The organism is Pseudomonas sp. DSP3-2-3, assembly GCF_049898225.1.
Lineage (GTDB): Bacteria > Pseudomonadota > Gammaproteobacteria > Pseudomonadales > Pseudomonadaceae > Aquipseudomonas.
Genome location: NZ_JAFCXH010000025.1, coordinates 60784 through 85960 on the forward strand (window position 1 = coordinate 60784; position 25177 = coordinate 85960).

Below are 25177 nucleotides of genomic sequence, written 5' to 3' on the forward strand. Positions count from 1 at the left end.
CTTCCATCCTCTAGGTATGAAGTAAGAGCACTGTGCGCGGACTTGCGGAACACCGCGCGCCCCTTCACGCCAACCTGTTGACCGGAAGCGCCAATCTGTATGCACGAACCAAGCATCCTTGCCAGCTGGACCCGCGCCTTGCGCAAGCAGCTCGATGCTTCGGGCCTGGACAGCGCTGCGCTGTGTCGGGCGGCAGGGCTGGACCCGCAATTGATGGACGATCCCAACGCCCGTTATCGGGTGAGCGACACCACGCGCCTGTGGCAGCTGGCGGTCCAGGCCAGCGGCGATCCGGCCATTGGCTTGCGGGTGTCCCGGTTTGTGAGTCCGACCACCTTCCATGCATTGGGTTATGCGCTGGTCGCCAGCGGGTCGTTGCGCGAGGTGTTCGAGCGCATCGTGCGTTACCACCCCGTGGTCAGCGATGCGCTCGAACTGGACCTGCAACGCGCCGGAGACCGTTACCGGTTTCGTTTCCGCGTGCCTGTCGATAGCCCCGCGCCAGCTCATGAGGCGCTGGACGCGTTTGCCGCGATTTATGTGCGCACCTGCCGCAACCGCCTGGGAAGAACCTATGCGCCGCTGGCGGTATACCTGCAACGCCCGGAACCGGCGGACCCTGCGCCCTGGCACCACGTATTCCGGGCACCGATATTCTTTGCCGCCGAGGAGAATCTGCTGGAGTTCGACTGTGCCGATTTCGACAGCCATCTGGACGACGGCAACCCGGAACTGGCGCAACACAACGAAACAGTCCTCAACCGCACCCTTGAACAGCTCCAGCCGCTGACCTGGGAACGTCGCGTGCGCGCCATCATCGAAGCACAGCTGCCCGAGGGCGAACCCTCCGCTGAGCGGATTGCCCAGGTCGTGCACGTCAGCCTGCGCAGTTTGCAGCGGCATCTGGCGGATGAGGGTTGCCGTTACGATCTGCTGCTGAACGAGGTGCGACAGAACCTCGCGTTGCAGCATCTGAGCGATCCGCGCAATTCATTGAGTGAGGTTGCCTATCTGCTTGGATTTGCCGACACCAGCAGCTTCAGCCGCGCATTCAGACGCTGGACGGGACAGTCGCCAGGTCAATATCGCGAAGGCGTGGGTAAATAGCGCCTTGGTAAATCGAACTGTCTGCGTTTCAATAGCGGCCTGTGAACCTTCGACCGCAACAGGACCCAAGCCCATGGCCTCGCCAGACAAGCAGCACAAACGCGCCCAACGAGCGAAAGCCAAGGCAAAGCAGAACCGCTCCAGCAAGCCGGTGCAAAACGTTGTGCATCCGGTTTTCGCCTCGCCGCTGATCAACCAGCCATTCGATGACGTCGAAATCGACCTGAGTACCTTCGACTTCAAGGACATCGAAGAAAACGGCTTCGACCCTGCCGACTTCGACGACCTGTTCCAGACCATGAAAGCCGCGCACAGCATCAGCCAGCTGGCGATGTGCGTGGTGTTCCTGCAATACCCGGTGCTGGAACTGGTCATCGCCGAAGAAGACGAAGAGCCAGCCACCGATTTCATGATGGGCCTGCTGATCACTTACCGGGCGATGTTCTACGAGGAAGATGAAGACGCGGCGATTGAGTGGATCGGCAGCACTTCGTTCCAGACCGACTACAACGAAGCCTCGCGCCTGCTGCTCAAGCGCAACGAGAAGCCGGCCCGCTGAGCCAGATCAATCTTTAATGCTGTTATTTAATTTACATCGCGCACTGCAGGGCATAGTTTACGCCGCTTAAAGAGAATGACTCTGTTTCTCAACAGCGAGCCCGACGTTGAACGCGATAAACAGCCATACCTCAACCGCTGATCCTACAGAAGGCCGAGCCAAGCCTTACTCAAGTGTTCGGGTTTTCCTGCATTGGTTGTCCGCCTTGATCATCATCTGGGCGACTGTCAGCGGCTTTGGCGTGGCGCTGCTGCCCAAGGGCGATGCGCTACGCCAATGGGTTGAAGCGCTCAATCCGCAGGTGTCTACGCTGTTCATCCCCTTCTTCGCCTGGCGCTTCTGGCTGCACCTCAAGGCGCCCGTGCCTGCGACCAGAGTCAAAACAACTCAAGCGACACTGGCGCGAGTGACCCACATCGCGCTGTATCTGTTGATTGCTGGCGTGCTGATCACTGGGGTTTTGATGATGACTCACCCGGTCATCCTGCTGACGCTGATTCCAATGCCGCAGCTGATCCACTCAACGCCCGCCCTGGCCGAGTTGCACAGCGTGCATCACGTTCTCTGTGCGCTGCTTGCCGTACTGGTGATCCTGCATTTGCTGGCCGTGATCAAACATCAAATGACGGGGCGCTCGGTGCTGTATCGGATGCGGTAATCCTGCAGGAGCCAAAACTGACGCGAGAGCAACAGAGGATTTCACCGTATCGCTTACACCGCGATGTCAGCCCGCACACAGGATCCGCAGGACCGGCTTCAGCCGGGAGGACGCAAGGTCTGACGACACAACCGCTGCGAACGTACCGACCTCCTCCCGGCTAAAGCCGGTCCTATGTTCAAAGGGCTGTGTGGCGCACTGTCAGCCCAACACAACCTTGCCAGCCCTTTCCATCTTGCGGCGGCGGGCGACGAACAGACCGACGGCGACGACCAGCAGGCTGAGCAGACCGGTAGCGAGGATTTCCACGCGATGGGATTCCTGGATCAGCATGATGCCCAGTACCGCGACTATGAACACAATCACCGCCCAGGTCAGCCAAGGGAACAGCCACATCTGGAAGGCCACGGTTTCGCCTGCCGCGATGCTCTTCTGGCGCATGCGCAGTTGCGAAACAGCGATCACCAGGTACACCAACAGCGCGATGGCACCGGAACTGGCGAGCAGGAAGTCGAACACCGCTGCCGGGGCGACGTAGTTGGCGAAAACTGCCAGGAACGCCGCCCCTGTGGACAACATCACCGCCCAATATGGTGTGCCGCTTTGCGTTGTGCGCTTGGCAACAGCCGGTGCATCGCCGCGCTTGCCCAGGGAAAACAACATCCGCGAGGCGGTGTACAGCGCCGAGTTGAGGCAGCTGGTCACGGCGATCAACACCACGATATCGACAATCATCTTGGCGTTCGGGATGCCCATCATGTCCAGCACGGTCTGGTAGGAACCGACTTCAGCCAGGCCGCTGTGATTCCACGGCACCAGCGCCACGACGAGGAAAATCGACAGCAGATAGAACAACGAGATCCGCCAGATCACCGAATTGGTGGCCTTGGTGATCTGCTTCTCAGGGTCCTTGGATTCGGCAGCAGCGATGGTCACGATCTCGGTGCCCATGAACGAGAACATCGTGGTCAACATCGCGGCCAGCACCGCGCCCATGCCATTGGGCAGGAAGCCTTGGGTGTCGTACAGATGACTGACGCCGCTGACCTGGCTGTTGGGCAGCAAACCGAAAATCGCCGCAACGCCCAGCACGACAAAACCGATGATCGCCACGACTTTGATCAGCGCAAACCAGAACTCGAATTCACCGTAGTTCTTCACGCTGAACAGGTTGGTGACCGTGAGCAGCAAGGTGATGACCAGCGTGAAAGCCCAGATCGCCACATTCGGAAACCAGGCATGCAGGATGGTCGCGGCGGCGTTGGCCTCCAGCGGAATCACCAGCACCCAGAACCACCAGTACAACCAGCCGATGGTGAAACCGGCCCAGTGCCCGATCGCGCGGTCGGCGTAAGTGGAGAACGAACCGGTATCGGGCGACGCAACCGCCATCTCGGCCAGCATTCGCATCACCAGCACCACCAATGTTCCCGCAGCAGCATAAGCCAGCAGAACGGCAGGACCGGCTTCGGCGATTGCATGTCCGGAGCCGACGAACAAACCGGCGCCAATCACACCAGCAATCGACAGCATCGTAATGTGCCGCGGCTTGAGCCCCTGATCGAGCTCGGAAGAAATCGGGGTACTGCTCATTGAACCTACCTTTGCGAGGGGGAGCGATCCGCACCGGACGTCTTCGTAAAAAGAAAGCAACGGTGCTGTTTTTTATTATTGACGCAAGAATTACGCCAAAATGTTTCAAAAACGACGTCGCCCCTGGAATAGAGGGTTTGAGGAGATGTACGACAACGTATTGATTGCAATGGCGTTTAGCCATTTTTGTAGGATTTGTTACCTGCCGCCCCAAGGAGCGACACGTGAGCGCACCGAAACTACACACAAAGGATTTCTATGCACCGCAGCGGTGCGTATTGTCTGGATGTGCGGAAAAACAAGCGCACGCACGTCGTAAAAGTAATCATGGAAGCTGCCATCATGCTGGAACGTTGGATTTGTTGGAGCGAGGCTTGCCCGCGAACATAGAATCTCCAACGAGCTGAAACCATCCCACACGCCCGCTCCTGCATGAAATAAACTTCATTCGGCGCCCTCGGGCATTGAGCTTTTACCGCGTGCCAGGGTCGAAGAGCTGAATCGCCGCACCAGACCGTTCCAACGACCTGCCGGCACGGCGCAAATCATTCATGTCCAGCAACCGCAAACGGAGCAACACCCATGCAGATGTACAGAAAATGCCTGCTGGTCGCAGTGGCCACCCTGGCTTTCACGACCGGCGCTTTTGCTGTGGACAAGTTGAAGATGGGCGTCGAAGGCGCTTACCCGCCGTTCAATAGCCTGGATGCCAGCGGCCAGGCCGTTGGCTTTGACGTCGAGATTGGCAACGCTCTGTGCGCGAAGATGAAAGTCGAATGTGAAGTGGTAGTCACGGGTTGGAATGAGATGATTCCGTCGCTGGTCGTAGGCAACTACGACTTCATCATGTCGTCCATGTCCATCACGCCGGAACGCAGCGCGCTGGTGGACTTCACCACCCCCTACTACTCCAACAAGCTGCAATTCATCGCCCCCAAGACCAGCGACATCAAGACCGACACCGCGTCGATCAAAGATTCGTTGCGTGGCAAAACCATCGGCACGCAGAACGACACCGTTTCCGCGACCTGGCTGCAACAAAATCTGGGCGAAGACGTCACGATCAAGCTTTACGACACTCAGGCCAGCGCCTACGCCGACCTCGCTGCCGGGCATCTGGACGCCATCCTGGCCGACAAATACCCGAGCTATGAATGGCTGAAAAGCGAAGCGGGCATGAGCTTCGAATTCAAGGGCAACCCGGTCTATGACAATGACAAGATCGGCATCGCCGTGCGCCTGAACGACCCGCTGCGCGCCAGACTCAACCTGGCAATAAAAGAAATCATCGAAGACGGCAGCTACAAGAAAATCAACGACAAGTACTTCCCGTTCAGCATTCTTTAAGCCGATTGTGTCGCGATCGTCGGCATTAATCGCCGGTCGCACCTGCATTTTGCCTAGACGCGCACCAAACGTGCTGCTATGAAGAGGGCTGGTTTCCGGACCAGCCTTTTTCGCACCCAGACAGCAGCCGACCATGGCCCACGAATCCGTTGCACCAGACGAAGACCTGCGCAGCCGCTTTCGCGCGCTGGACAGTTTTCTGTTCGCCTATCAATCGCTGTGGCGCCCCCGGCCGTTTACCCATCTGCAACTGCCGTGGGAAGGTCGCTACCCGGAGCTGGCCGGCTGGCTGCGGCAACGTTCACTGAGCGAAGCCGAGGTCGCGCATAACCGCCCCGAACAACTCGACGCGCCGTTTCCATTTCCGCAACTGGCAGCCGAAGCCGTTGAATTGAGCCGTATTGCGGCGCTTCCTGCATTCAACCTGACGCCCGTGGCGCCGCGTATGAGCGTGGATGTACCGGGGCGAAAATGGCAGCAGATCGAAGCCTTCGCCAGTTGCCTGGAATTCACCAGAACCCCCGAACACTGGCTGGATTGGTGCGCGGGCAAAGGCCACCTCGGTCGCCGCCTGACCCATCAAGACCAGTCGCTGACCTGCCTGGAACGCGATCCGAAACTGGTGCAGGCCGGGGATCAGCTCAGCGACCGGCTGAACATTAACGCCACGCATGTGCAGCAAGACGTCATGGCCGACGATGCCTGGCGTCGTCTGCATGCCCATCACACTCCGGTTGCCCTGCACGCTTGCGGCGACTTGCATGTGCAACTGATGCGCATCGCCAGCCGGGTCCGCTGTTCGCAAGTGGCAATCGCACCCTGCTGCTACAACCGCATCGACACCGAGCAGTATCAGCCGCTGTCCATCGAAGCCCAGGCCTCCGCGCTGAAACTCTCCAAAGACGATCTGGGCTTGCCCCTCAGTGAAACCGTCACCGCCGGCGCTCGCGTGCGACGTCAGCGCGATACCTCGATGGCGCGCCGCCTGGGCTTTGATCTGCTGCAGCGCCAGTTGCGCCATTGCGACGACTACCTGCCTACGCCTTCCCTGCCGGTTGCCTGGCTGGACAAGTCTTTCGCCGATTACTGTCGCGACCTGGGAGCCTTGAAGGATCTGCGGACGATCCCCGAGCAAGACTGGTCCGCGCTGGAAGCCGCTGGCTGGAAGCGTCTGGCCCAAGTGCGCAATCTGGAGCTGGTGCGCAACCTGTTCCGTCGCCCGCTGGAGCTTTGGCTGGTGCTGGACCGGGCATTGTATCTACAGGAACGCCACTACAAGGTGCGCGTCGGGACCTTCTGCGACAGCCATCTCACCCCGCGCAATCTGTTACTGATCGCTCAACTCGACTGACCGCCCAAACGTTCCAAAACCTGTGGATAACTCTGTTGATTAAAATAGGCAGAGTGCCCTGAAAACTTAGCTCGCTAGCTAATGAATTCGTGCGCCGTTTTTTTCGACAGTGCGCAAAGCCCCTGTAAACAGTGGTTCGCCGGAAAATGAGAACGGTTCCAGAAACATCCGCCAAATTGGTTCGCGTGGTTCAGAGCCTGTGCATAAGATTTGAGCACGCGCAGTAAAGAAAGCCGCAGCCGAGGCTGTTGGAATGCCAAACACTGACATCCGTCACATTGGCATTGTCCAAACAGGCGTATTCGTCCCAGGATAAAGGTTCGCCCGCCAGGCCCGCCGTCTCAGGTGCCTGCACGCAGTCGGCGCGACCTTTTTGTCATCCCGTTCCGTCTATTGATCAATCAGGAAGGAAACGTCCATGAGCAATCTCGAAGCCGCCAAAGAACATCGCAAGGCCGACCTGCATACTCCAAACAGCCTGGGCGAAGATGCACGCCGCGACTTGTCCGGCGAACTCAACGCCCTGCTGGCCGACACATTCGGCATCTACATGAAGACCAAGAACTTCCACTGGCACATGTCCGGCCCGTATTTCCGCGACTACCACTTGCTGCTCGACGATCAGGCTGACCAGATCTTCGCCACCACCGACGCCATCGCCGAACGCGTGCGCAAACTGGGTGGCACGACCCTGCGCTCAACCGGCCACATCAAACGCCTGCAACGCATTAGCGATAACGACGCCGATTTCGTCACCCCGGCCGACATGCTCGCCGAACTGCGCGAAGACAACATGCAACTGGCCAACTACATGCGCGAAACCCACGCGCTGTGCGACGAACACAACGACGTCGCCACCGCCAGCCTGCTGGAAAACTGGATCGACGAAGCCGAACGCCGCATCTGGTTCCTGTTTGAGTCGGGTCGTACGTCTTAACTGTTAGGTAGGAGGGGACTTGTCCCCGAATAAGCTGGTGCAGACGCCGGCCCTACCGATAGCCACAACCTGTGGGAGCGAGCTTGCTCGCGAAAAGCCCTGCACAACCGCAGCCAGACCTCAAAACTCATCACTGCGCACATTGGAAAACTGCGAATTGCGGTTCTCCAATTTGCGCAGTGTGAGCTTGTACACCGTCGACTTGACCCGATTATTCACCGCCGTTTCTTCCAGACGAATCCGGCTGGACGCATACGCACAACCGGTGTCGAGCATCTTGTACTTCAACAGGTAATAGCCGACGTCCATGCGCGCAAAGGTAAAAGAACTGTGCGCCGGAATAAACGCATGTCGATACGCGTGGCGCCCGCCGGCGTCGGTCACCTTGGCGTACACCGGCTCATTGCCCGCGCTGTTATCCACAGTAATTTCCGACCATCCGCCATCCCGAATCACCGGCATACCGCTGATATATCCTGCAGTAACCGGCCACGGCGCGCCCAGGGGATCAACCGGCGGCGCGATGCATTGCGGCTGGGCCGGGTCGACCAACTTGATCGGAGTACCAATCGGCACAGCGGCCGCCTCAGGCCTGGACTCGACCGGCGCGACAGCCGCAACCGTTTCGATGACCGGCGGCGGCACGAAAGGCTTGCCCGCATCCGGGTCATACCCCATCCACGCACCGCCCGCACAAAACACGATAAACAGCGCCGCCCAGCGCAACCGGCTGCCACGTCGCAGCGGCCTGGAAGTCTTGGCCTGCGCCGCTGGACGCGAAGGTTTAGCTCCGGTGGCCGCCGACGGCGTAACAGGCGCCCTGCCCGCCTGCGCCTGCCTGCGCTGAGCCGCCGCACCCCGCGCCTGCTGTGCCTGACGAATCAATGTCGCGTCGTACTCCGCACGCTTGGCCGGGTCCGCCAACACATCGTGAGCGGCATTGAGCAACGCCATCAGATCCGACGCGTTCGCCGCCGGATTCCGATCCGGGTGCAACTGTTGCGCGAGCTTCCTGAAGGCGAGCTTGATCTCCTCCGCAGAAGCATCCCGCGCGACATTGAGCTCGTCATAATAAGTGCGTGTTTTGGGCATTCAGCTTGCAATCCATGGCGACGGGCCATCTTAACAAGCTTTCCCCAGCGAAACCCGCACACAACGCAACCGCGCTACCCAGCGCACAAAAACCCCGTAGGAAAATATTTTTCAACCGAATCAGGCAGCTAGGCTTTACACGCCCGAAAACCTCTATATACTCTGCGCCCATCACGCCGGTATAGCTCAGTTGGTAGAGCAACTGACTTGTAATCAGTAGGTCCCGGGTTCGACTCCTGGTGCCGGCACCACATTAGGCGCCATTGCATTCCACCGAATGCTCTGGAAGCCCCGAAAACCCGCCCTTTGGCGGGTTTTTTCGTTCCAGGGCCCTCTGTCGGGATCCAACAAAATCCCCCTTCCCCAAGGGTATGTTAGGGGTACTGCGATTTCCCGGTCAGGAGCGCGTACCCCTATGCCACGTCTTGCGATCCCCCTCAGCGACCTGCAATGCCGCACCGCCAAAACCCGCGAACGCGCCTACAAACTGTTCGACGGCGGAGGCATGTACCTTTTCGTCAAACCCAATGGCGTGAAGACCTGGCGCTTGAAGTACACCAAGCCCAACGGCAAGGAAGGTACGCTCATCATCGGCAATTACCCCATCGTTACCCTTTCCGTCGCACGACATAAGCGAGACGAAGCCAAGGCGTTGCTGCTCGACAACCTCGACCCAATGGAAGAAAAGAAGAAGGCCAAGATCGTAGCCCAGCGGGCGGCACTGCTTTTCGAAACCGTTGCCTTGGAGTGGCACGCCGATATGTCTCGCCGCTGGACCGAAGGACACGCAAAAACCGTGATGAGCCGACTGCGTACCCACGTCTTCCCGCTGATCGGCCAACGACCCATCGCTGAACTCGATACCCATGACCTGCTAGAGATCACCCAGCGCATCAAGGAACGCGGCACCATGGATGTGGCGTTACGGGTACAGAACTACTTATCCACCATCATGCGCGGGGCCAAAAGGGCTCGGCAGATCACCATGAATCCCGCGCTGGATCTGGCAGGCTCGATCCACGCGCCGCGCACAGTCCATCACCCGGCCCTCTCCCTCAACCGCCTACCCGAACTGCTACACCGTATCGACAACTACAACGGCCGCGAACTGACGCGCCTCGCCGTCCTGTTGACGTTGCATGTATTCGTCCGCTCCAGCGAACTGCGCTTCGCTCGATGGAGTGAGTTCGACCTCCAACGCGCCATGTGGGAAATCCCCGATACACGCGCACCGATTGAAGGGGTACGCAACTCCACGCGCGGGACCAAGATGAATGGCGACATTCAAATGGTGCCGCTATCGCCGCAGGTTATCGAAATACTGGAGCGCCTGCGCAGCCTCAGTCGCTTTTCAGAGTTGGTGCTACCGGGCGACCACAAGTACTGGAAGCCCATGTCCGAGAACACGGTGAACACCATGCTCCGCAACGTCGGCTATGACACCAGCAAGGAAGTGTGCGGCCACGGCTTCAGGACCATGGCCTGTAGCGCCCTATTAGAGTCCGGGTTATGGACCGACGCAGCCATCGAACGGCAAATGAGCCACAAGGAACGCAACCGCGTGCGTGCCGCGTATATCCACAAGGCCGAATTCCTCGAACAGCGCCGGCTGATCATGGCGTGGTGGAGCAACTACATTGATGCCAACCGCAGCGGTCATGTAACGCCTCACGAATTCTCTCACCCGGTCGGCGACAACATTACCGCCCTACAAAATAAACGCGGCGCATCCAAACGTGGGTAAGCAATGAGATCACCGCAGTCCGCCCTTCCACGCGGGTCCATCCAAGCGGGGCTGCAAAGCCGCCCCGCTTGGATGGACCTCACTTAAAAAATCTAAAGCCCACGCAAACTGTCTGTGGAAAACCACAGATTTCCACCGGTGGATAATTTCATCCACAGCCGCAGAACTCCCGAAAATTCGAGCCTTGACCCGAATTATCCACAGGCGTAGAAAAGATCGGGCAAAGCGCTGTTGTTGACAGCACCCAGGTAGCCAGAACCTTTGAGGCTACGCCACACCGTGGTGGTTCTCCCAAAGTGCGATTAGCGTCCGGCGGCTCGCACGGTCACAGCGATGTGATGGATGCCTACTTTTACCAGTGTTCCCACTGCGGCAACTCATCCCTTTCATAGCTGCCCTGCAGCAACCTATCCGCTTGGCCATTCCCGTGCGCCAACCTGCGCCCGTCTCTTTCTCCCGGAAAGAGACGGGCGCTCCTACCACTGCTGCAGCCCACCCCGTACAAGGCTTTGCGGCATTCCCTCTCGTGACAATCGGCGTGACAAACACCGAAGTCACCTGCAACAGCGATGCAGATGATGGTGCCGCAGCCCAAGGAATTGACTGCACCTGACTGACAGTCAGGCATGCCCCGGTCATCGCATCGCTGCCTTCACCCGACTCAGGATCTCGCGGCATTGGTCTCGTCAGCCAGCGCAACCTCCACCCGCCCACGTCTTCGGAAGTGTTCAGGAGGCCAGATCATGAGATGCCCAAGCTCCCGGTCGTAAAGAGCCGCCAGTCCCGCGTTAGTGGACAACCCTCACAGGTCGCAGGGGCCTTGATCCCTGATAACACTCAGCATTCATGGCGGGATGACGTGGGGAAGGTTTTAAAGTTTTGGCTTCGAGAGGAGTTCGATCATGGTATTGGTCGGTAGACGGGATGGGCGCAATTTTGGCTATGGTCGGCAGCTGAGCTATGCCGGATCGCAGGCACTGAAAGACCTGTTTGGCGGCGGGCATTACGGCACGGTCAAGGCGCACAGTGAGCGGTGGCAAGCGTTTGTACGCTGGTGTCGGTCGGAGGAAGGGCCGGGGTTTAACGATGCGCGGCAAATTAATTGGCAGACCTTACTGGACTACGCCGGACATCTGCGCCAACAAGTTGAACAAGGCGAGCTCGCCATCGCCACCGCGCTAAACCGGTTGTCCAGCGTGAACCGGACCCTCGCAGCGCTTCGCGGTGATCAGTATGTGAAAGTGCCGAGTCCGAGCAAGGCGCTGGGAATGCGGCGCACCAGCGTTCGTTGCTCGGTGCCGCAAGGCCAAGACCGCGAACACGTGAAGCGGATCGTAGAGGTACTTTGCAAACATCAGCAGCCGCGCGCCGCGGCCATCGCTAAGTTAGCGCGAGCCACTGGCATGCGTCTGCGCGAAGCGATTCTGGCCGACCTACCGCGACTCAAGTGTGAAGCCGAACACTACGACAAGATCAACATCCAGGACGGCACCAAAGGCGGCCGATCCGGTGCGTCAGCACCTCGCTGGATTACGGTAGATGATCATATTCGAGAAGCTCTGAGGTTTGCCGAACAGGTTTCGCCCGATGGTGGCCGCAACCTGCTGGCACCGAACGAAAGCTACCTCGATTTCTTGCAGGGGATCGTCCGCCCCGCCCGAGATATCCTCCATACGCACAATCTCAAAGGCTTCCACGAATTGCGGGCAGCCTATGCTTGCGAACGCTATGAGCAAATCACCCATCATCTCGCGCCCATCAACGGTGGCAGGTGCAGGCGCCTCAATCCACGTCTTGATCGAGAGGCACGCTTACAAATCAGCTATGAGCTCGGACACGGCCGTATCGACGTGGTATCGGCGTACATCGGTGGCCGAGCATGAGCAAGCCATTCGATATGGAGCTGTTCCTGGCGGGCGTCCTGACCGGATCGCACACCACCCGCCAACGCCACCTGCGTCAGGCGAAGGCTATCCAAACAGCGATCGCTGAGCGCTGGCAACGCGACAATCCATGGACTTGGCAGAGAAAACACCTTGCGTGGTTTTTGAATCACCACCTAAACCAGCACACTGAATCGACGCGCTATTACTATTTGCTGACCATGCAATTACTCACTCATCGCTTAGGAAAACCCTGGCAGTTCAACCGCTAGACGAAGGTCAGAAAACGGCTGTGGATTCAACCCGTCGATGCAGATAACGAAAACTATGCATGTCATTCGGAGTATCGGCTTTAATGTCGATGCAGATTCACCTGCTCACGGCGCTGGATTTCTATAATTTGCGAGATGTGATGCACGCTATCGGTGGGTTTCAGGTTCTGAACCCCTATCTAAATCAAGGAAGACAACCCCATTGAAACCAGCTCTCGGCGCCCTGCTTTTAACCTGTCTGACGACCAGCGCTCTCGCTGACGTCAACTCTGTCGGCTTCCAATCCTCCACCCTGCTGGACCCACACAATGAGCGTCCGCTGGAGATGGTCGTCTGGTATCCCAGTACAACGACCGTCACCCCACAGTTGATCGGCGACGATGTGGTGTTTGTCGGTGCTTCTGCGGTTCGCAACGCGCCACCCTCTGCTGGCGAGCACCCATTGGTGGTGCTCTCCCATGGATTCAGAGGCAATTGGAACAATCAGAACTGGTTGGCGAGTGCATTGGCCCATAAGGGTTACATTGTCGCAGCGGTCAACCACCCCGGCACCACGACCCATGATCGCAGCCCGCAAGCGGCGGCGCAGTTATGGCAGCGGCCCATTGACCTGCATCGGGCCATTGAGGCGGTCACCACTCAACCTGAAAAATTTGGCGTGGTCGCAAAGCGTCAAATTGCTGTAGTGGGCCATTCACTCGGCGGCTGGACTGCAATGGAGATCGCCGGTGCTCGTTTCGACCCGGCCCTGTTTGCCCGTGACTGCAAACTCCATCCGCAGTTATCCAGTTGCACCAATTATCAAAAGATCAACCCTGAGAGTACTCCGGCATTAAAGGCTGGTCTGGCCGGCGATTTGCGCGATCAACGCGTCACCGCTGTGGTTTCTTTGGACCTGGGACTCTCGCGCGGGATGACCGATGAGAGCCTTGCGGCACTGCCGGTGCCGGTGCTAGTTATCGCTGCCGGCGCACCGTCGGTGGAACTGCCTGCTCAGTTGGAGTCCGCCAACCTGGCCACACGCCTGCCCCAAGCGTCCAGCCGCTATGTCGAGATCAGTGACGCCAGCCATTTCAGCTTCTTGCCGATTTGCAAACCAGGTGCAGTGGCATTGCTCGAAGAGGACATTCCTGGCGATGGCATCATTTGCGAGGATGGCGACAATGCTCGCCCGCGCGAGGTAATCCAACAGCAGGTTACGTCACTGATCAGCGAGTTTTTGACGCAGTCCGCGAACAACAAAGTGGACCTCTAGGATTGCTGGCACTCGGCAACTCAGCAGACCTGAAATTTGCGTAGGAGCGCAATTTTTGTGTCGAATCCAGCCACCTATTACGATCAAAAACGTTTTTACGCAGCCTCGGCGGATTCCTGCCTATTCTCAACGGAGGGGATGATCAACAACGTTCGAATTCAGGAGGTTTACCATTCCGTATGCGGCTCTGAATTACTTGCAGACCGACAACGTGCTGACATCTAAAAACTCCCGAGCTCGATTCCACCGAACGCCATAACTAGCTGATTTGTTTATAGTTACTAGTTGGGGTACGCCGAGTTTTCCAGCGAACTCCAGATGCCCGAAAAACCTACTCTCGCCGAAACATACCGTTCGTCTGGTGCCGCACCATACGCAACACCGAAGAAGGCCCACCGAAAGGTGGGCCTTTTTTGTTTGCGTCTTGGAAAGGTCGCTCACCGCGGGACAGCGCTTGCTCCCGGTGGCGTTTTCGCTGTCACACATGCACCAGCCATTCGGGTGCCATCTGTTATGCGAATAGCAGAAAGGCCACTCCTGACCCAAACGTCAACTTCGGCAACATCAGCCTGCTTATCCTAAAGCTGTCGTGGTCAACTGATCCCAGTCAGCCTCGCGTAAAATTTTGAGTTTGCCCACGTTCGCGCGCGTAATGAGCCCAGCAACCAGCGTCGATGGAAGGGCCCGATCTGCAACGTGCTCATTTGAAACAAACAGGTAGTCCAAGAACCAACCGGTTTCTGCCGGAACACCGCCAAGAATACGAATTCGGTCCCAACACGTCGTTCGCGTACCAGAAATGAACTTACCCGTAAGGGCCACCAAGCTATCGACGAGCGAGGCATCCTTTGGGACAGTGTCAAAGAGGCCTTGATAGACATCTCCAAACAAAGGGTTCGTAAGCACCCTGGATTGTTATGTACCCCTCACCAAAAGCAGCTCGCACTGCGTCTGTCGGCTTATCTAGAAGGGAGGTTTCCGGGCGTTCGTACTGGTCCCGCATAGCCAGCAAACGCCAGATCTCTTTCATATCAGGCTTCGGGGTAGACATTTTTAATCCATCAGATGGCTACCGGCTGTTTGCCAGAAGCAAAGTCATGTAGCACAAGGCGCGTACATAATTAAGGACTCATAAGCCTCTCACACTCATCCCCTGCGCTTCTATCATCATTTGGTTGGTGGCAAGCTCAACGAGCTCAGGAAAAGTATCCTCATAAAAATCTCGGCTCCGTTTTAAACTCATGCATCTTTGATTTTTCGTTAATTCCAAAGTTAGCGTCAACGACGCTTTACAAATACTTTGATTTCTCCTGAACCGGTAGTAGATAAATATTCTTCATCTTTAAGAATATGGATTTTTTTCAGGGCCGTAGTGATGCTGGCTGCATTAATAGAAAGCTCATATTTCTTAGCAAGACTGGTAAGGGAAGATCCTTTCTTATCGGTCATCATGATCTCCTCAATCGCTTGAACGGATTCCAGTTTTTTACATCTCGGATCGATCCCACTGCGCAGACAGTCAATTAAAGCGCTGTTTGTAGTCTCAAGCTCATCAACAGCTCGCATCTTATGTTCTTCATCCAGCTCGTAAAAACGAATGTGGGCGTATCCATGCTCACCCTTGGAAGATCGAAGAATCATCACAGCCTTTAAATCTGTGGCTAAAGCGTCTTTCCAACTGCTGCTAGTCAGTGGGGTATTGAAGATTAGTGAGTTTTCAGAAGAACTGGACTGCAAACACTTCAGAGAGGCGCGCGGTGCCCTCGCGCACCATGAAAGATTTAGGCGGATGCAATTCACAGTTCGCACATTTTGCGAGGATACAGAACAACCTCAACGCTGCCTGTCGATAAATCCTCTACAGGCCCTTCATGCAGCAGCCGACCACTCTCCAATGCGTACAGGAAAATTCGGCCACCATTGCCTGCCTCACGCTTAGTAATTTTCGTGACCACGTCGAACCGATAATATCCGATCCATTCATCATTAAGACTGCAATTCTGTTTGATCGCAGGGGTAAGCCTGAGGCCTTGTCTTGACAGGCTTTTGACCTTCGCTACTGCTCACTATCCGGGGATCTATCATGACAAACCAACAGCGGTCGGCTTTCTTCGCGTATGAGCGCCAACCAGCGCGCAAAGGGGCCGATGATTTATCTGTCGCCCCGGCGCGCACGTCTGAAGCCGTTAATACCCAAACAGCGACTTGCTCTCCAGATATTCTTCAAACCCCAACTCCCCCCACTCACGCCCATTACCCGACTGCTTATAGCCACCAAACGGCGCGGCCTGGTCGGCCCGGGCGCCATTGAGATGGACCATGCCGGTGCGCAATTGCCGCGCAACCCTGCGGCTGCGTTCGAGGCTGGTTGAGGTGACGTAACCTGACAAGCCGTAAGGGCTATCGTTCGCGATGGCTATCGCCTCGGCTTCGCTGTCGTACGGCATGATCGCCAGAACCGGGCCGAAGATTTCTTCCCGCGCCACCAGCATGTCCGGGGTGACGTCGGCAAATACTGTAGGTTGCACGTAGTAGCCGCGCTCAGTCCCTTGTGGTCGTCCCAGCCCTCCGGCGATCAATCGCGAACCCTCGGCGATGGCTTGGGCGATCATGGCCTGTACCCGTTCGAATTGCAGGGCATTCGCCACGGGGCCGATGGCGGAGGTCGGGTTACTGTCGTCGAAGCACACCTGCGCCAGCACTTCCCGGACGATATCAATCACCGCCTGTTGTTGCGCGCGCGGTACTAGCAGGCGCGTCGGCGCATTGCACGACTGGCCGCTGTTACGGATGCACGCCTGTACCCCGTGGCGCACCGCGCTAGGCAGGTAGGCGTCGTCGAGCAGGATATTCGCGGATTTGCCGCCCAGCTCCTGGGAAACACGCTTCACTGTATCGGCCGCCGCCTTGGCCACTGCGATGCCGGCGCGGGTCGAACCGGTAAACGACACCATATCCACCTCGGCATGGCTGGCCAGCGCAGCGCCAACCCCTGGCCCATTACCGTTGACCAGGTTGAACACCCCCTTCGGCACCCCAGCCTCATGCAGGATTTGCGCGACGATATATGCCGACAACGGCGCGCACTCACTTGGCTTGAGTACGACGGTGCAGCCCACCGCCAGGGCGGGTGCGAGCTTGCAGGTGAGTTGATTGAGTGGCCAGTTCCAGGGGGTGATCAGGGCGCACACGCCGATAGGCTCACGCACCACCAGCGTCTGGCCCAGGCGCCGTTCGAAGCGGTACTCGCGCAGCACTTCCAGCGCCTGCGCCAGATGGCCCAGGCCTGCCGGGACATGAGCGCTTCGGGCCAGGGAAAGCGGCGCGCCCATCTCCAGATGAACCGCCTCGATCAACGCCTCGCTGTGGCGTTTGTAGGCTTCGATGATGCGCTGCAGCAAGTCGATACGTGCCTCGAGCGAACTCGCGGCGAACTCCGGAAAAGCCTGCCGGGCCGCGCCGAGCGCACGGTCTACATCGTAAGCGTCGCCCAGGATGATGCGCGCAACCCCCTGCTCGGTGGACGGATTGACCACTGTCTCGACGGTTTCGCCGTGAGGTTTGACCCAGGCGCCGTCAATGTAGAACTCAAACAAATCGTACATGCCATCGACTCCCTTCAGGCAACCTGATTCAAGGCACCCGTCAAGGTGTCGAACACCTGGGCGATCTCCTGCTGGCTGATCACCAACGGCGGTGAAATCACGATGGTGTCGCCCGAACCGCGCACCAGTACGCCGTGCTCAAAGCACCACTGCGCAACTTCACTGCCACGCGCGCCGGCGGCACCGGGGCGCGGCTCGAGTTCGACGGCGCAAAGCAAACCGATGGTGCGTACGTCCAGCACCGGACCCACACCCCGCTGCGCCAGCGCGGCCGACTGCCAGGTCCCGCTGACCGCGTTGACGTGTTGATTGATGCCCAGTTCGCGATGCACCTCGATGGTCGCCAACCCGGCCGCACACGCCAGCGGATGCGCCGAATAGGTGTAGCCGTGCATCAGCTCGATGACGTTCGCCGGCCCGGCCATGAACGCTTCGTACACCGCACCGCTGACCAGCACGCCGCCCATGGGCACGGCGCCGTTGGTCAGGCCTTTGGCGGTGGTGATCAGGTCTGGCGTTACGCCGAACGCCTGCGCGGCGAAGCTGGCGCCGACGCGGCCAAAACCGGTGATCACTTCGTCGAAAATCAGCAGCACACCGTGCCGGGTGCAGATCTCGCGCAAGCGTTGCAGATAGCCCTGTGGCGGCGGGTACACCCCGCCGGACCCCGTCACCGGCTCCACGATCACCGCGGCCACAGTGCTCGGATCCTGAATGTCCAACAGTTGTGTCAGCGCGTCGGCGTAACATGCGCCCTGCTGCGGTTGCCCGGCGCTGAAACGCATACCCACGTCGTAAGGCAGCGGCAGGTGTGACACCTCGCCCAACAACGGACCGAAGTCACGCTTCTGCCGGCCGATACCCGACACCGACAGCCCACCGAAACCCATACCGTGATAGCCCTTGGCACGCCCGATAAACTTGGTACGGCGGCTGTCGCCGCGGGCCTGGTGATACGCCCGGGCAATCTTCAACGCGGTGTCGACGGCCTCGGAACCTGAGTTGGTAAAGAACACCTGTTCCATGCCGGCCGGGCTGATGTCGATCAGGCGCTCGGCCATCTCCAGGGCGTGGGGGTGGCTCATCTTGAATGACGAGACAAAGTCCAGGCGCCCCGCCGCCTCGCGAATGGCCTCGACAATTTTCGGCTGGCCATGCCCGGCATTGACGCACCAGAGCCCCGCCATTGCATCGAGTACACGACGCCCATCGGTGGTGGTGTAGTACATGCCGTCAGCACTGGCAAACATCATCGGTTGCTGCTGGAACGGGCGCATCGGGGTAAACGGTGCCCAGAACGCGCCACACTCGGAACCTCTCGGGTTGGAAATATCGTTCATAGCGACTCCTGCAAAGCTGTTCTTGGATGGCCGGTCAGCGTCGGGCGCTGCAACGGGCCTGCGTTAACGTTGACGCTGCGGTCCACATACAACATGCCGCGTTCAATACGGCAGCTGACACGGTCACAAAACGCCATCTCGACAAACTGCCAGGTCATGCTTAATACCCCGTCGTCGGTCCAGCGCGCCTGCGCCACCACAGGGGTGAGTTCCGGCTGGTATTGGTGATGCAGATAATGGCCGGTCATGCTGGTCTGGCTTTCGATGTCGTTGGTCAGCCCGGCGCGAATGCAGTGGGTGCCACGGGGGTCGGTGAGGTAGAAGTCGCAATGGTCAGTGCCCAGCGCCAAACGTATTTCGCTGACTTGATCTTCGTTGGCCTCCACCACAAACGTGCCGCTGAACTCGGCGTGACGCGGCGAAGTCGACGCCCCTGAGAGGGACGGCCGCCGCTGGCTTGCCAACAGCACCGCCAACTCGGCATCCGCCGCGCCGTCGGCGGGCACACCCAGCGTCGGCAACAGATGTTCCCAGAGCAGGCTGTGCAAACGCCGCTCGCCCAAGGGCAGCCCGGCGGTAAACGCAATCACCGTGTTATGGCGTGGCAAGACGATGCACTGCTGGCCAAATACCCCGGAGGCGTAGTAGCCACCGTGCAGGGTCATCCACCACTGATAGCCGTATCCTTCGCGGCGCGTGACCCCTGCGTCGCTCGAGTCGCGGCCCTGGTAGCGCTTGCCGTCGAAGGCACCCATCCATACATCATCGACATGCCCACGGGTGGCTTCGGCCACCCATTCCCGGGACAGCAACTGCTGTCCTTCCCAGTTGCCTTGTTGCAAGTGCAGCACACCGAACTTGAGCAAGTCCTCGGTGCTGCAACTCAGGCCATTGCCGCCAGTGTTGAAGCCACCAGGTGCAAGGTCCCACTCGATGGCACCCATGGCCATGGGTTGGAAGATACGTGCGTTGCACAACTCAAAGGCCGTCTGACCGCTGACCACGCTGACAATCGCCGAGAGCATGAAACTCGAGGCGCTGCTGTAGATAAACTTCTGCCCTGGCGGGTCTTCAACCGGTTCATCGAGGAACAGCTTGACCCAGCTTTCACTGCGCCCACGCCAGGCCCCGCCGGAAATGCCCTGGCGATGGCCGGTGCGCATGGTCAGCAAATCGCGCACGGTCATGGCTGCCAGGTTTGCGCTGATAGGTACCGGGCAATCTGCGGCAAAAAAGTCCACCACCTTGGCGTCCAGCGACAGCACGCCGTCATCCACCAACAGCCCGATGGCCATGGATACCCAGCTTTTGGTGACCGAATGCTGAACATGCAACCGCTCGGCGCGATAAGGCGCCCAAAACGCTTCGGCCACCACTGCACCGTCGCGGTACAGCATGAAACTGTGCAACTCCAGGCCCGCAGCGTTCACCGCATCAATGAAATCACTTACGCCACGCGCCGATACGCGTTGTTGGCTGGGCAGTGCCCGCCGCAACGGCAAACTCGTCATCTGATCTATCCCCTCATTTCCACTGCCTTAGCGTGCAACAGGCTGACCCTGTTGCACGCCGTTACTGCTACCAGAGCGCCACGGTGTAACCCAGGATCACTCGGTTTTCATTGGTGTCACGGGCGAAGTTGCTGGTGGCGCTGGCGTTCTGCCAACGCAGCGACACATCCTTGAACGTACCGCTCTGCACCACGTAGCCGAGACTCAAGTCCCTCTCCCACTCGCGCCCTTCGCCGTTGAAGCCGATGACCTTAGCGTTGTCGCCCTTGGCATAACGCGTCGAGAACAGCAGGCCCGGAATGCCCAGCGAGGCGAAGTCATAGTCATAGCGGGCATGCCACACGCGCTCGCCGGTCTGGGAGAAGTTGGCCAGTTGATACTCGGTGAACAGGTAGGTATTGGTACCGTCCACATAAGTGAACGGCGTCGAGCCGTATTGCGCCTGGTAACCGCCGCTGAGGTTGTGACCGTAGAGGCCGTAACCGATACGGGTACTTAACGCACGGTTATCCACCTTGCCGGCCAGGGCCGCACCGTCTTCACTGGCGTTGAAGTAACGGATGTCGGTCTTGAACGTACCGGGGCCCCACTTGAAGCTATTTTTCAAACCCAGGTAGTGCTGTTGGTAGAGGCTTTCGAGTTGCGCGTACTGATAGGTAACGAACGTGGTTGGCGTGAGCTTGTACTCGCCACCGGCGTAGCGGAACTCATCACTTTTGGCGCTGCTTTTGTAGGCACCGTACTGGCTGGTAAGGCCCATGTCCTCGTAGTGGGTCGATTCGCGTTGCTTGACCTGGTCCAGTTGGCCCACGGTCAGGGTCAGCTTATCGATGTCCTTGGAGGTGAGCGCTGTGCCACTGAAGCTCTGCGGGAACAGACGGCTGAGGTTTGGTTGCAGGGTGGGTAAGTCAGGCACCATGTAGCCCACGCGCAGCTCGCTTTGGGCCATGCGCGCCTTGCCGGTGATGCCGAGTTTGGAGTAGTTGTCATGAGCACGGCGTGCGTAGCTGGGAGCGCCCGGCTCGGCTACGCTTGAGCGCGCCAGCAGCCCGGTGCCCGAGTTGTCCGGACTCGAATCAAGCTTCACGCCCAGCATGCTGACCGCGTCCAGGCCAAAGCCTACCGTACCGTCGGTAAAGCCCGATTCGAGCTTGAGGATAAACCCCTGCGCCCATTCGGCGCGCTTGTTCTGCCCGCTGGACTCGCGGTAGTCGCGGTTGAAGTAATAGTTCTTCAATTCAAACGAGGCCTTGCTGTCGGCGACAAAGTCGGCCTGGGCAAACAAGGGCAAGAAACCGACGCCCATGACGCTGGCACTGGTGACAACTTTGTTGATGCGGTTATTCATGTGGAGGTTCCTGGCAGACAGGTTGAGTGGGGTTGTTTTTGTTTTCTTCGGCCATGGCTTCGCCCGCTTCGCCAATCACCGATTGACGAAGGGTTGGGGTTCAAAACATGGCCTGGGGTGCAGCAGTACCTAAATCACACCGGCACGGAGGCGGTAACTGCCATCCGCACGTTTCTCCAAGGGACTGGCCGCTGCGAGCAGCCGACGGGTATAGGGATGTTGTGGGGTGTCGAAAATGGAGTCGCGCGGCCCCATTTCAACCACTTCGCCCTGATTCATCACCGCCACGCGATGAGCGATGCGCTCCACTGCCGACAGGTCGTGGGAGATGAACAGGCAGGCGAACCCGTATTGGCGTTGCAAGCGCTCGAACAACTCAAGAATCTGCTTTTGAATGGTCATGTCCAACGCCGAAATCGGCTCGTCGGCAATCACCAGCTTGGGCCGCCTGACCAGCGCCCGGCCAATCGCCACGCGCTGGCGCTGGCCACCGGAGAGTTGATGGGCAAAGCGCTCACAGAACTGATCTGGCAAGCCGATGTCAACCAGGGTCTCGGTGACCCGCTGGCGTTTTTGCGCGGCCGTCAGCCCCGGCTCATGGCGCAGCGGCTCGGCAATGATCTGGCCGACAGTCATGCGCGGATCGAGGGAAGAATACGGGTCCTGGAAAATCATCTGGCATTGCAGGCGGTGTGCACGGTTGGCTGCCTTGAGTATATCCACGCCCTGGAACAGGATGGCCCCGGCGCATGGGGTGACCAACCCGACCACTGCACGCCCGAGGGTGGTTTTGCCCGAACCGCTGCCACCGACCAAGGCCAAGGTCTCACCCTGTGCGATGCTCAGGTTCACCGAATGCACCACGCGCTTGGGTACGCTGCGCCCCCAGAAACTGCGCGGCCCCGGGTGTTCGATGCACACATCCCGGACCTGCAACAACGCGTTGTCGGCGACCGGTAGTGGCACCAGCTCGCCGCGCCGTGGCAGCGCTTCAAGCAACTGCCGGGTGTAGTCGGCCTTCGGCGCGAACAGGATGTCTTCGATACGGCCCTGCTCCACCGCCTTGCCCGCACGCATCACCACCACCTTGTGGGCATAACGCGCCACCAGGGACAGGTCGTGGCTGATGAACAAAATCGCGGTGCCTTGCTCGCGCGTCAGCTCCAGCATCAACTCGATCACGTCCAGTTGTGCCAGGCAATCGAGCGCCGTGGTTGGCTCGTCAGCGATCAGCAGCGCCGGACGCAGCAGCATCACCGAGGCCAGCATGATGCGTTGGCGCATGCCGCCGGAGAACTGGTGCGGGTAGGACCCCAGGCATTTCTCGGCATCCTTGATACCGATGCGTTGCAGCATGGCGCTGCAGCACTCGCGGATCGTCGCCGCATCCAGCGCGGTATGCAGTTTGAGCGCCTCGCTCATCTGCTGGCCAATCGTCAGCGCGGGGTTGAGCGAGACCATTGGTTCCTGGAACACCATGCCGATCCGCGCACCGCGCACTTCACGCATCGCCTTGGCATTGCCACTGTCCAGCGGTTCGCCCTGGAAGGTGATGCGTCCACCACACACCTGCATCGGTGCCGGCAGCAAGCCAATGGCAGCGCGTGCGGCCATGGTCTTGCCGCTGCCCGATTCGCCTACCAGTGCGACGATCTCGCCAGGCGCCATGGTGAAGCTGAAATCATCGACGGCCAGCGGACCGTCTGCACCGACGCGAATCTGTAGATTTTCAACGGCCAGTAATGGCACTGGAACGTTCATGCTCATTTCCTCATGCGCGGGTCGAGACGATCACGCAAGGCATCGCCGAACAGATTGATAGCCAGCAACGTCAGGCTGATAAAAATGCCCGGGAAGATCCCCAGCCACGGCGCCGTCGAGATGTAGGTGCGGCTCGCCGAGAGCATGCTGCCCCAGGTCGCGGCCGGCGGCGGTACGCCCAGGCCAAGGAAGCTCAGCGCACTCTCCGAGAGCAACGCCCAGCCGAACATGCTGGTGCCCAGCACACACAGCGGCGCCAGGCAGTTGGGGGTGATATGGCGGAACATGGTGTATAGCTCGGAGTTGCCGATCACCCGAGACGCCTCGATGAACTCCAGCTCACGCAACGACAACACACTGCCCCGCACTACCCGCACCACTGACGGGGTATAGGCAATGCCCAGGGCGAGCACGATGCCGTACTGGCTGGCACCAATGATTGCCATGATGCCCAGGGCCATCAGAATGCCCGGAAACGCCAGCAGAGCATCGTTGAGCATCATCAGCACGCGGTCGGTCCAGCCGCGCAGATAACCGGCAAGCATACCGATTACCGTGCCGCAGATAACCGCCACGCTCACCGAGAGCAGACTGATCCACAGGCTGGTGCGTGCACCAATGATCAATCGACTGAACACGTCACGGCCGAATTCGTCGGTGCCCAGCCAGTGCACAGCATTTGGCGCGTGCAGGCGCGACAACAGGTCCAGCTTGAGCGGGTCATAAGGTGTCCACACCAAGCCGAGCAACGCCAGCAATACCAGTGCCGCGAGTAGGCTGCCGCCAATCAACGCATTCAACGGCGGGTAACGCCGGGCACGTCGAGGCTGGGTATCCAGCCCTGTCGGCAAGGCAGGAGTCTTGAGGTTCATAGCTTCACCCTTGGATCGAACAGCGGATACAACAGATCCACCAACAGGTTGACCAACACATAGATGCAGGTGACCAGCAGCAGGCAACCCTGCAGCACCGGGTAGTCACGGGAGAAGATCGCATCGACCATCAAGCGGCCAATACCGGGCAAGGTGAACACGGTTTCCAGTACCGCAATGCCGCCGAGCAAATTGCCGAGAATCAGGCCAATCAAGGTCCAGGTGGGCGCAAACGCATTGCGCAGAGCGTGTTTCCACAGCACCGCCCCCTCCGACAACCCTTTGGCCCGCGCATGGGCGATGTACTCCAGGCGCAACACTTCGATGGTGCTGGCCCGCGCCATCCGGGCAATGGCGCCGAACTCCACCAGGGTCAGGGTGATGATCGGCAGCACCACATAGGTCACCGCTTTCATCGGGTCGCTGGCAAAGCCGACGTAACCGATCACCGGCAACCAGCCGAGCTGAATGCCAAACACATAGAGCAACAACAAGCCCAACCAGAAACTCGGCACCGACAGCAGCAACGTCGCCGTAGCCACCAGGCCCAAGTCCAGCGCACTGTTTTGCTTCCAGGCCGCGAGCAAACCCACCGGCACCGCGAGCAGGGTCGCCAGTAACACCGCGACGAGCACCACTGTGGCGCTAACGCTGAATCGTTCGATCAGCAACTCCAATACCGGCTGGCGGCTGCTGATGGACATCCCGAGATCGCCACTGAGCACCGACTTGATCCAGATCAGGTACTGGGTCACCACCGAGTGGTCCAACCCCAGGCTGCTGCGCATGTCGGCAAGGCTTTGCGGGTCGGCCATGTCGCCCAGCATCAGCAACGCCGGGTCGCCGGGGATCAGGCGAATCAAGGCAAATACAATCACCGAGATCAACAGCAGGGTCGGCACCGCCATGCCGAGCCTGTGCAATATGAATCGAAACATAGCG

Annotated in this window: 20 protein-coding genes and 1 tRNA gene; 11 read left to right on the forward strand and 10 right to left on the reverse strand. The window is 59.0% G+C overall.

Annotated elements, in window-relative coordinates:
- Positions 1-99: 99 nt before the first annotated feature.
- The 3 genes from ACP7E4_RS23545 (at position 100) to ACP7E4_RS23555 (ending at position 2324) form a co-directional block, all read left to right on the forward strand.
- On the forward strand, positions 100-1107 hold the full coding sequence (locus ACP7E4_RS23545) for an AraC family transcriptional regulator (RefSeq protein ID WP_426117926.1): 1008 nt from the start codon (positions 100-102) through the stop codon (positions 1105-1107).
- Between the two features lie 73 nt (positions 1108-1180).
- Positions 1181-1666: a hypothetical protein gene (locus ACP7E4_RS23550; protein WP_426117927.1), complete on the forward strand. Its 486-nt coding sequence runs from the start codon at positions 1181-1183 to the stop codon at positions 1664-1666.
- Between the two features lie 106 nt (positions 1667-1772).
- Complete coding sequence (locus ACP7E4_RS23555; protein WP_426117928.1) at positions 1773-2324, forward strand: cytochrome b; 552 nt, start codon at positions 1773-1775, stop codon at positions 2322-2324.
- A 201-nt stretch (positions 2325-2525) separates the two neighbouring features.
- On the opposite strand, the gene gabP is transcribed toward ACP7E4_RS23555, so the two are convergent.
- A complete protein-coding gene (gene gabP, locus ACP7E4_RS23560; RefSeq protein ID WP_426117929.1) occupies positions 2526-3917 on the reverse strand; it encodes a GABA permease in 1392 nt (463 codons plus the stop codon).
- Between the two features lie 582 nt (positions 3918-4499).
- On the opposite strand from gabP, the gene ACP7E4_RS23565 reads away from it, so the two are divergent.
- From ACP7E4_RS23565 to ACP7E4_RS23575, 3 genes are all read left to right on the forward strand, one after another.
- Entirely contained in the window at positions 4500-5264 is a 765-nt protein-coding gene (locus tag ACP7E4_RS23565; protein WP_426117930.1) for a transporter substrate-binding domain-containing protein, read from the forward strand.
- A 133-nt stretch (positions 5265-5397) separates the two neighbouring features.
- A complete protein-coding gene (locus ACP7E4_RS23570; protein ID WP_426117931.1) occupies positions 5398-6615 on the forward strand; it encodes a methyltransferase in 1218 nt (405 codons plus the stop codon).
- Between the two features lie 418 nt (positions 6616-7033).
- On the forward strand, positions 7034-7552 hold the full coding sequence (locus ACP7E4_RS23575) for a Dps family protein (protein WP_426117932.1): 519 nt from the start codon (positions 7034-7036) through the stop codon (positions 7550-7552).
- Between the two features lie 120 nt (positions 7553-7672).
- Here the strand turns inward: ACP7E4_RS23575 and ACP7E4_RS23580 are convergent, their stop codons facing one another.
- Complete coding sequence (locus tag ACP7E4_RS23580) at positions 7673-8644, reverse strand: J domain-containing protein (protein WP_426117933.1); 972 nt, start codon at positions 8642-8644, stop codon at positions 7673-7675.
- A gap of 175 nt (positions 8645-8819) precedes the next feature.
- Here ACP7E4_RS23580 and ACP7E4_RS23585 point away from each other — a divergent pair.
- The 5 genes from ACP7E4_RS23585 to ACP7E4_RS23605 all read left to right on the forward strand — a co-directional run bounded on the left by ACP7E4_RS23585 (position 8820) and on the right by ACP7E4_RS23605 (position 13798).
- Positions 8820-8895, forward strand: a tRNA-Thr gene (locus ACP7E4_RS23585).
- 164 nt (positions 8896-9059) lie between these two features.
- Positions 9060-10388: a tyrosine-type recombinase/integrase gene (locus ACP7E4_RS23590; protein ID WP_426117934.1), complete on the forward strand. Its 1329-nt coding sequence runs from the start codon at positions 9060-9062 to the stop codon at positions 10386-10388.
- Between the two features lie 902 nt (positions 10389-11290).
- A complete protein-coding gene (locus ACP7E4_RS23595) occupies positions 11291-12271 on the forward strand; it encodes an integrase domain-containing protein (RefSeq protein WP_426117935.1) in 981 nt (326 codons plus the stop codon).
- Positions 12268-12543: a hypothetical protein gene (locus ACP7E4_RS23600; RefSeq protein WP_426117936.1), complete on the forward strand. Its 276-nt coding sequence runs from the start codon at positions 12268-12270 to the stop codon at positions 12541-12543. Before ACP7E4_RS23595 ends, ACP7E4_RS23600 begins: the two co-directional genes overlap by 4 nt.
- A gap of 202 nt (positions 12544-12745) precedes the next feature.
- Complete coding sequence (locus ACP7E4_RS23605; protein ID WP_426117937.1) at positions 12746-13798, forward strand: alpha/beta hydrolase family protein; 1053 nt, start codon at positions 12746-12748, stop codon at positions 13796-13798.
- Positions 13799-15076: 1278 nt separating this feature from the next.
- Here the strand turns inward: ACP7E4_RS23605 and ACP7E4_RS23610 are convergent.
- The 8 genes from ACP7E4_RS23610 to ACP7E4_RS23645 all read right to left on the reverse strand — a co-directional run bounded on the left by ACP7E4_RS23610 (position 15077) and on the right by ACP7E4_RS23645 (position 25173).
- Complete coding sequence (locus tag ACP7E4_RS23610; protein WP_426117938.1) at positions 15077-15535, reverse strand: hypothetical protein; 459 nt, start codon at positions 15533-15535, stop codon at positions 15077-15079.
- Between the two features lie 449 nt (positions 15536-15984).
- Complete coding sequence (locus ACP7E4_RS23615; RefSeq protein WP_426117939.1) at positions 15985-17403, reverse strand: aldehyde dehydrogenase family protein; 1419 nt, start codon at positions 17401-17403, stop codon at positions 15985-15987.
- Between the two features lie 14 nt (positions 17404-17417).
- Positions 17418-18743, reverse strand: coding sequence for an aminotransferase class III-fold pyridoxal phosphate-dependent enzyme (locus tag ACP7E4_RS23620; RefSeq protein ID WP_426117940.1), 1326 nt, complete (start codon positions 18741-18743; stop codon positions 17418-17420).
- A complete protein-coding gene (locus ACP7E4_RS23625) occupies positions 18740-20254 on the reverse strand; it encodes a serine hydrolase domain-containing protein (RefSeq protein ID WP_426117941.1) in 1515 nt (504 codons plus the stop codon). The genes ACP7E4_RS23620 and ACP7E4_RS23625 overlap by 4 nt, the downstream gene beginning before the upstream one ends.
- 67 nt (positions 20255-20321) lie before the next feature.
- Entirely contained in the window at positions 20322-21602 is a 1281-nt protein-coding gene (locus ACP7E4_RS23630) for an OprD family porin (RefSeq protein ID WP_426117942.1), read from the reverse strand.
- A 129-nt stretch (positions 21603-21731) separates the two neighbouring features.
- Complete coding sequence (locus tag ACP7E4_RS23635; RefSeq protein WP_426117943.1) at positions 21732-23363, reverse strand: ABC transporter ATP-binding protein; 1632 nt, start codon at positions 23361-23363, stop codon at positions 21732-21734.
- A 2-nt stretch (positions 23364-23365) separates the two neighbouring features.
- Entirely contained in the window at positions 23366-24235 is an 870-nt protein-coding gene (locus tag ACP7E4_RS23640; RefSeq protein ID WP_426117944.1) for an ABC transporter permease, read from the reverse strand.
- The gene (locus tag ACP7E4_RS23645) at positions 24232-25173 is read right to left on the reverse strand and encodes an ABC transporter permease (RefSeq protein WP_321361081.1); all 942 of its coding nucleotides are present in this window, start codon (positions 25171-25173) and stop codon (positions 24232-24234) included. Before ACP7E4_RS23645 ends, ACP7E4_RS23640 begins: the two co-directional genes overlap by 4 nt.
- Between the last annotated feature and the right edge of the window lie 4 nt (positions 25174-25177).

Excerpts from the sequence above, each read along its gene's own strand:
- ACP7E4_RS23640 (WP_426117944.1), bottom strand. The coding sequence starts at position 24,235 with ATGAACCTCAAGACTCCTGCCTTGCCGACAGGGCTGGATACCCAGCCT.
- ACP7E4_RS23545 (WP_426117926.1), top strand. The coding sequence starts at position 100 with ATGCACGAACCAAGCATCCTTGCCAGCTGGACCCGCGCCTTGCGCAAG.
- ACP7E4_RS23595 (WP_426117935.1), top strand. The coding sequence starts at position 11,291 with ATGGTATTGGTCGGTAGACGGGATGGGCGCAATTTTGGCTATGGTCGG.
- ACP7E4_RS23600 (WP_426117936.1), top strand. The coding sequence starts at position 12,268 with ATGAGCAAGCCATTCGATATGGAGCTGTTCCTGGCGGGCGTCCTGACC.
- ACP7E4_RS23615 (WP_426117939.1), bottom strand. The coding sequence starts at position 17,403 with ATGTACGATTTGTTTGAGTTCTACATTGACGGCGCCTGGGTCAAACCT.
- ACP7E4_RS23625 (WP_426117941.1), bottom strand. The coding sequence starts at position 20,254 with ATGACGAGTTTGCCGTTGCGGCGGGCACTGCCCAGCCAACAACGCGTA.
- ACP7E4_RS23645 (WP_321361081.1), bottom strand. The coding sequence starts at position 25,173 with ATGTTTCGATTCATATTGCACAGGCTCGGCATGGCGGTGCCGACCCTG.
- ACP7E4_RS23570 (WP_426117931.1), top strand. The coding sequence starts at position 5,398 with ATGGCCCACGAATCCGTTGCACCAGACGAAGACCTGCGCAGCCGCTTT.
- ACP7E4_RS23620 (WP_426117940.1), bottom strand. The coding sequence starts at position 18,743 with ATGAACGATATTTCCAACCCGAGAGGTTCCGAGTGTGGCGCGTTCTGG.
- gabP (WP_426117929.1), bottom strand. The coding sequence starts at position 3,917 with ATGAGCAGTACCCCGATTTCTTCCGAGCTCGATCAGGGGCTCAAGCCG.
- ACP7E4_RS23635 (WP_426117943.1), bottom strand. The coding sequence starts at position 23,363 with ATGAACGTTCCAGTGCCATTACTGGCCGTTGAAAATCTACAGATTCGC.
- ACP7E4_RS23590 (WP_426117934.1), top strand. The coding sequence starts at position 9,060 with ATGCCACGTCTTGCGATCCCCCTCAGCGACCTGCAATGCCGCACCGCC.
- ACP7E4_RS23580 (WP_426117933.1), bottom strand. The coding sequence starts at position 8,644 with ATGCCCAAAACACGCACTTATTATGACGAGCTCAATGTCGCGCGGGAT.
- ACP7E4_RS23550 (WP_426117927.1), top strand. The coding sequence starts at position 1,181 with ATGGCCTCGCCAGACAAGCAGCACAAACGCGCCCAACGAGCGAAAGCC.
- ACP7E4_RS23565 (WP_426117930.1), top strand. The coding sequence starts at position 4,500 with ATGCAGATGTACAGAAAATGCCTGCTGGTCGCAGTGGCCACCCTGGCT.
- ACP7E4_RS23630 (WP_426117942.1), bottom strand. The coding sequence starts at position 21,602 with ATGAATAACCGCATCAACAAAGTTGTCACCAGTGCCAGCGTCATGGGC.
- ACP7E4_RS23575 (WP_426117932.1), top strand. The coding sequence starts at position 7,034 with ATGAGCAATCTCGAAGCCGCCAAAGAACATCGCAAGGCCGACCTGCAT.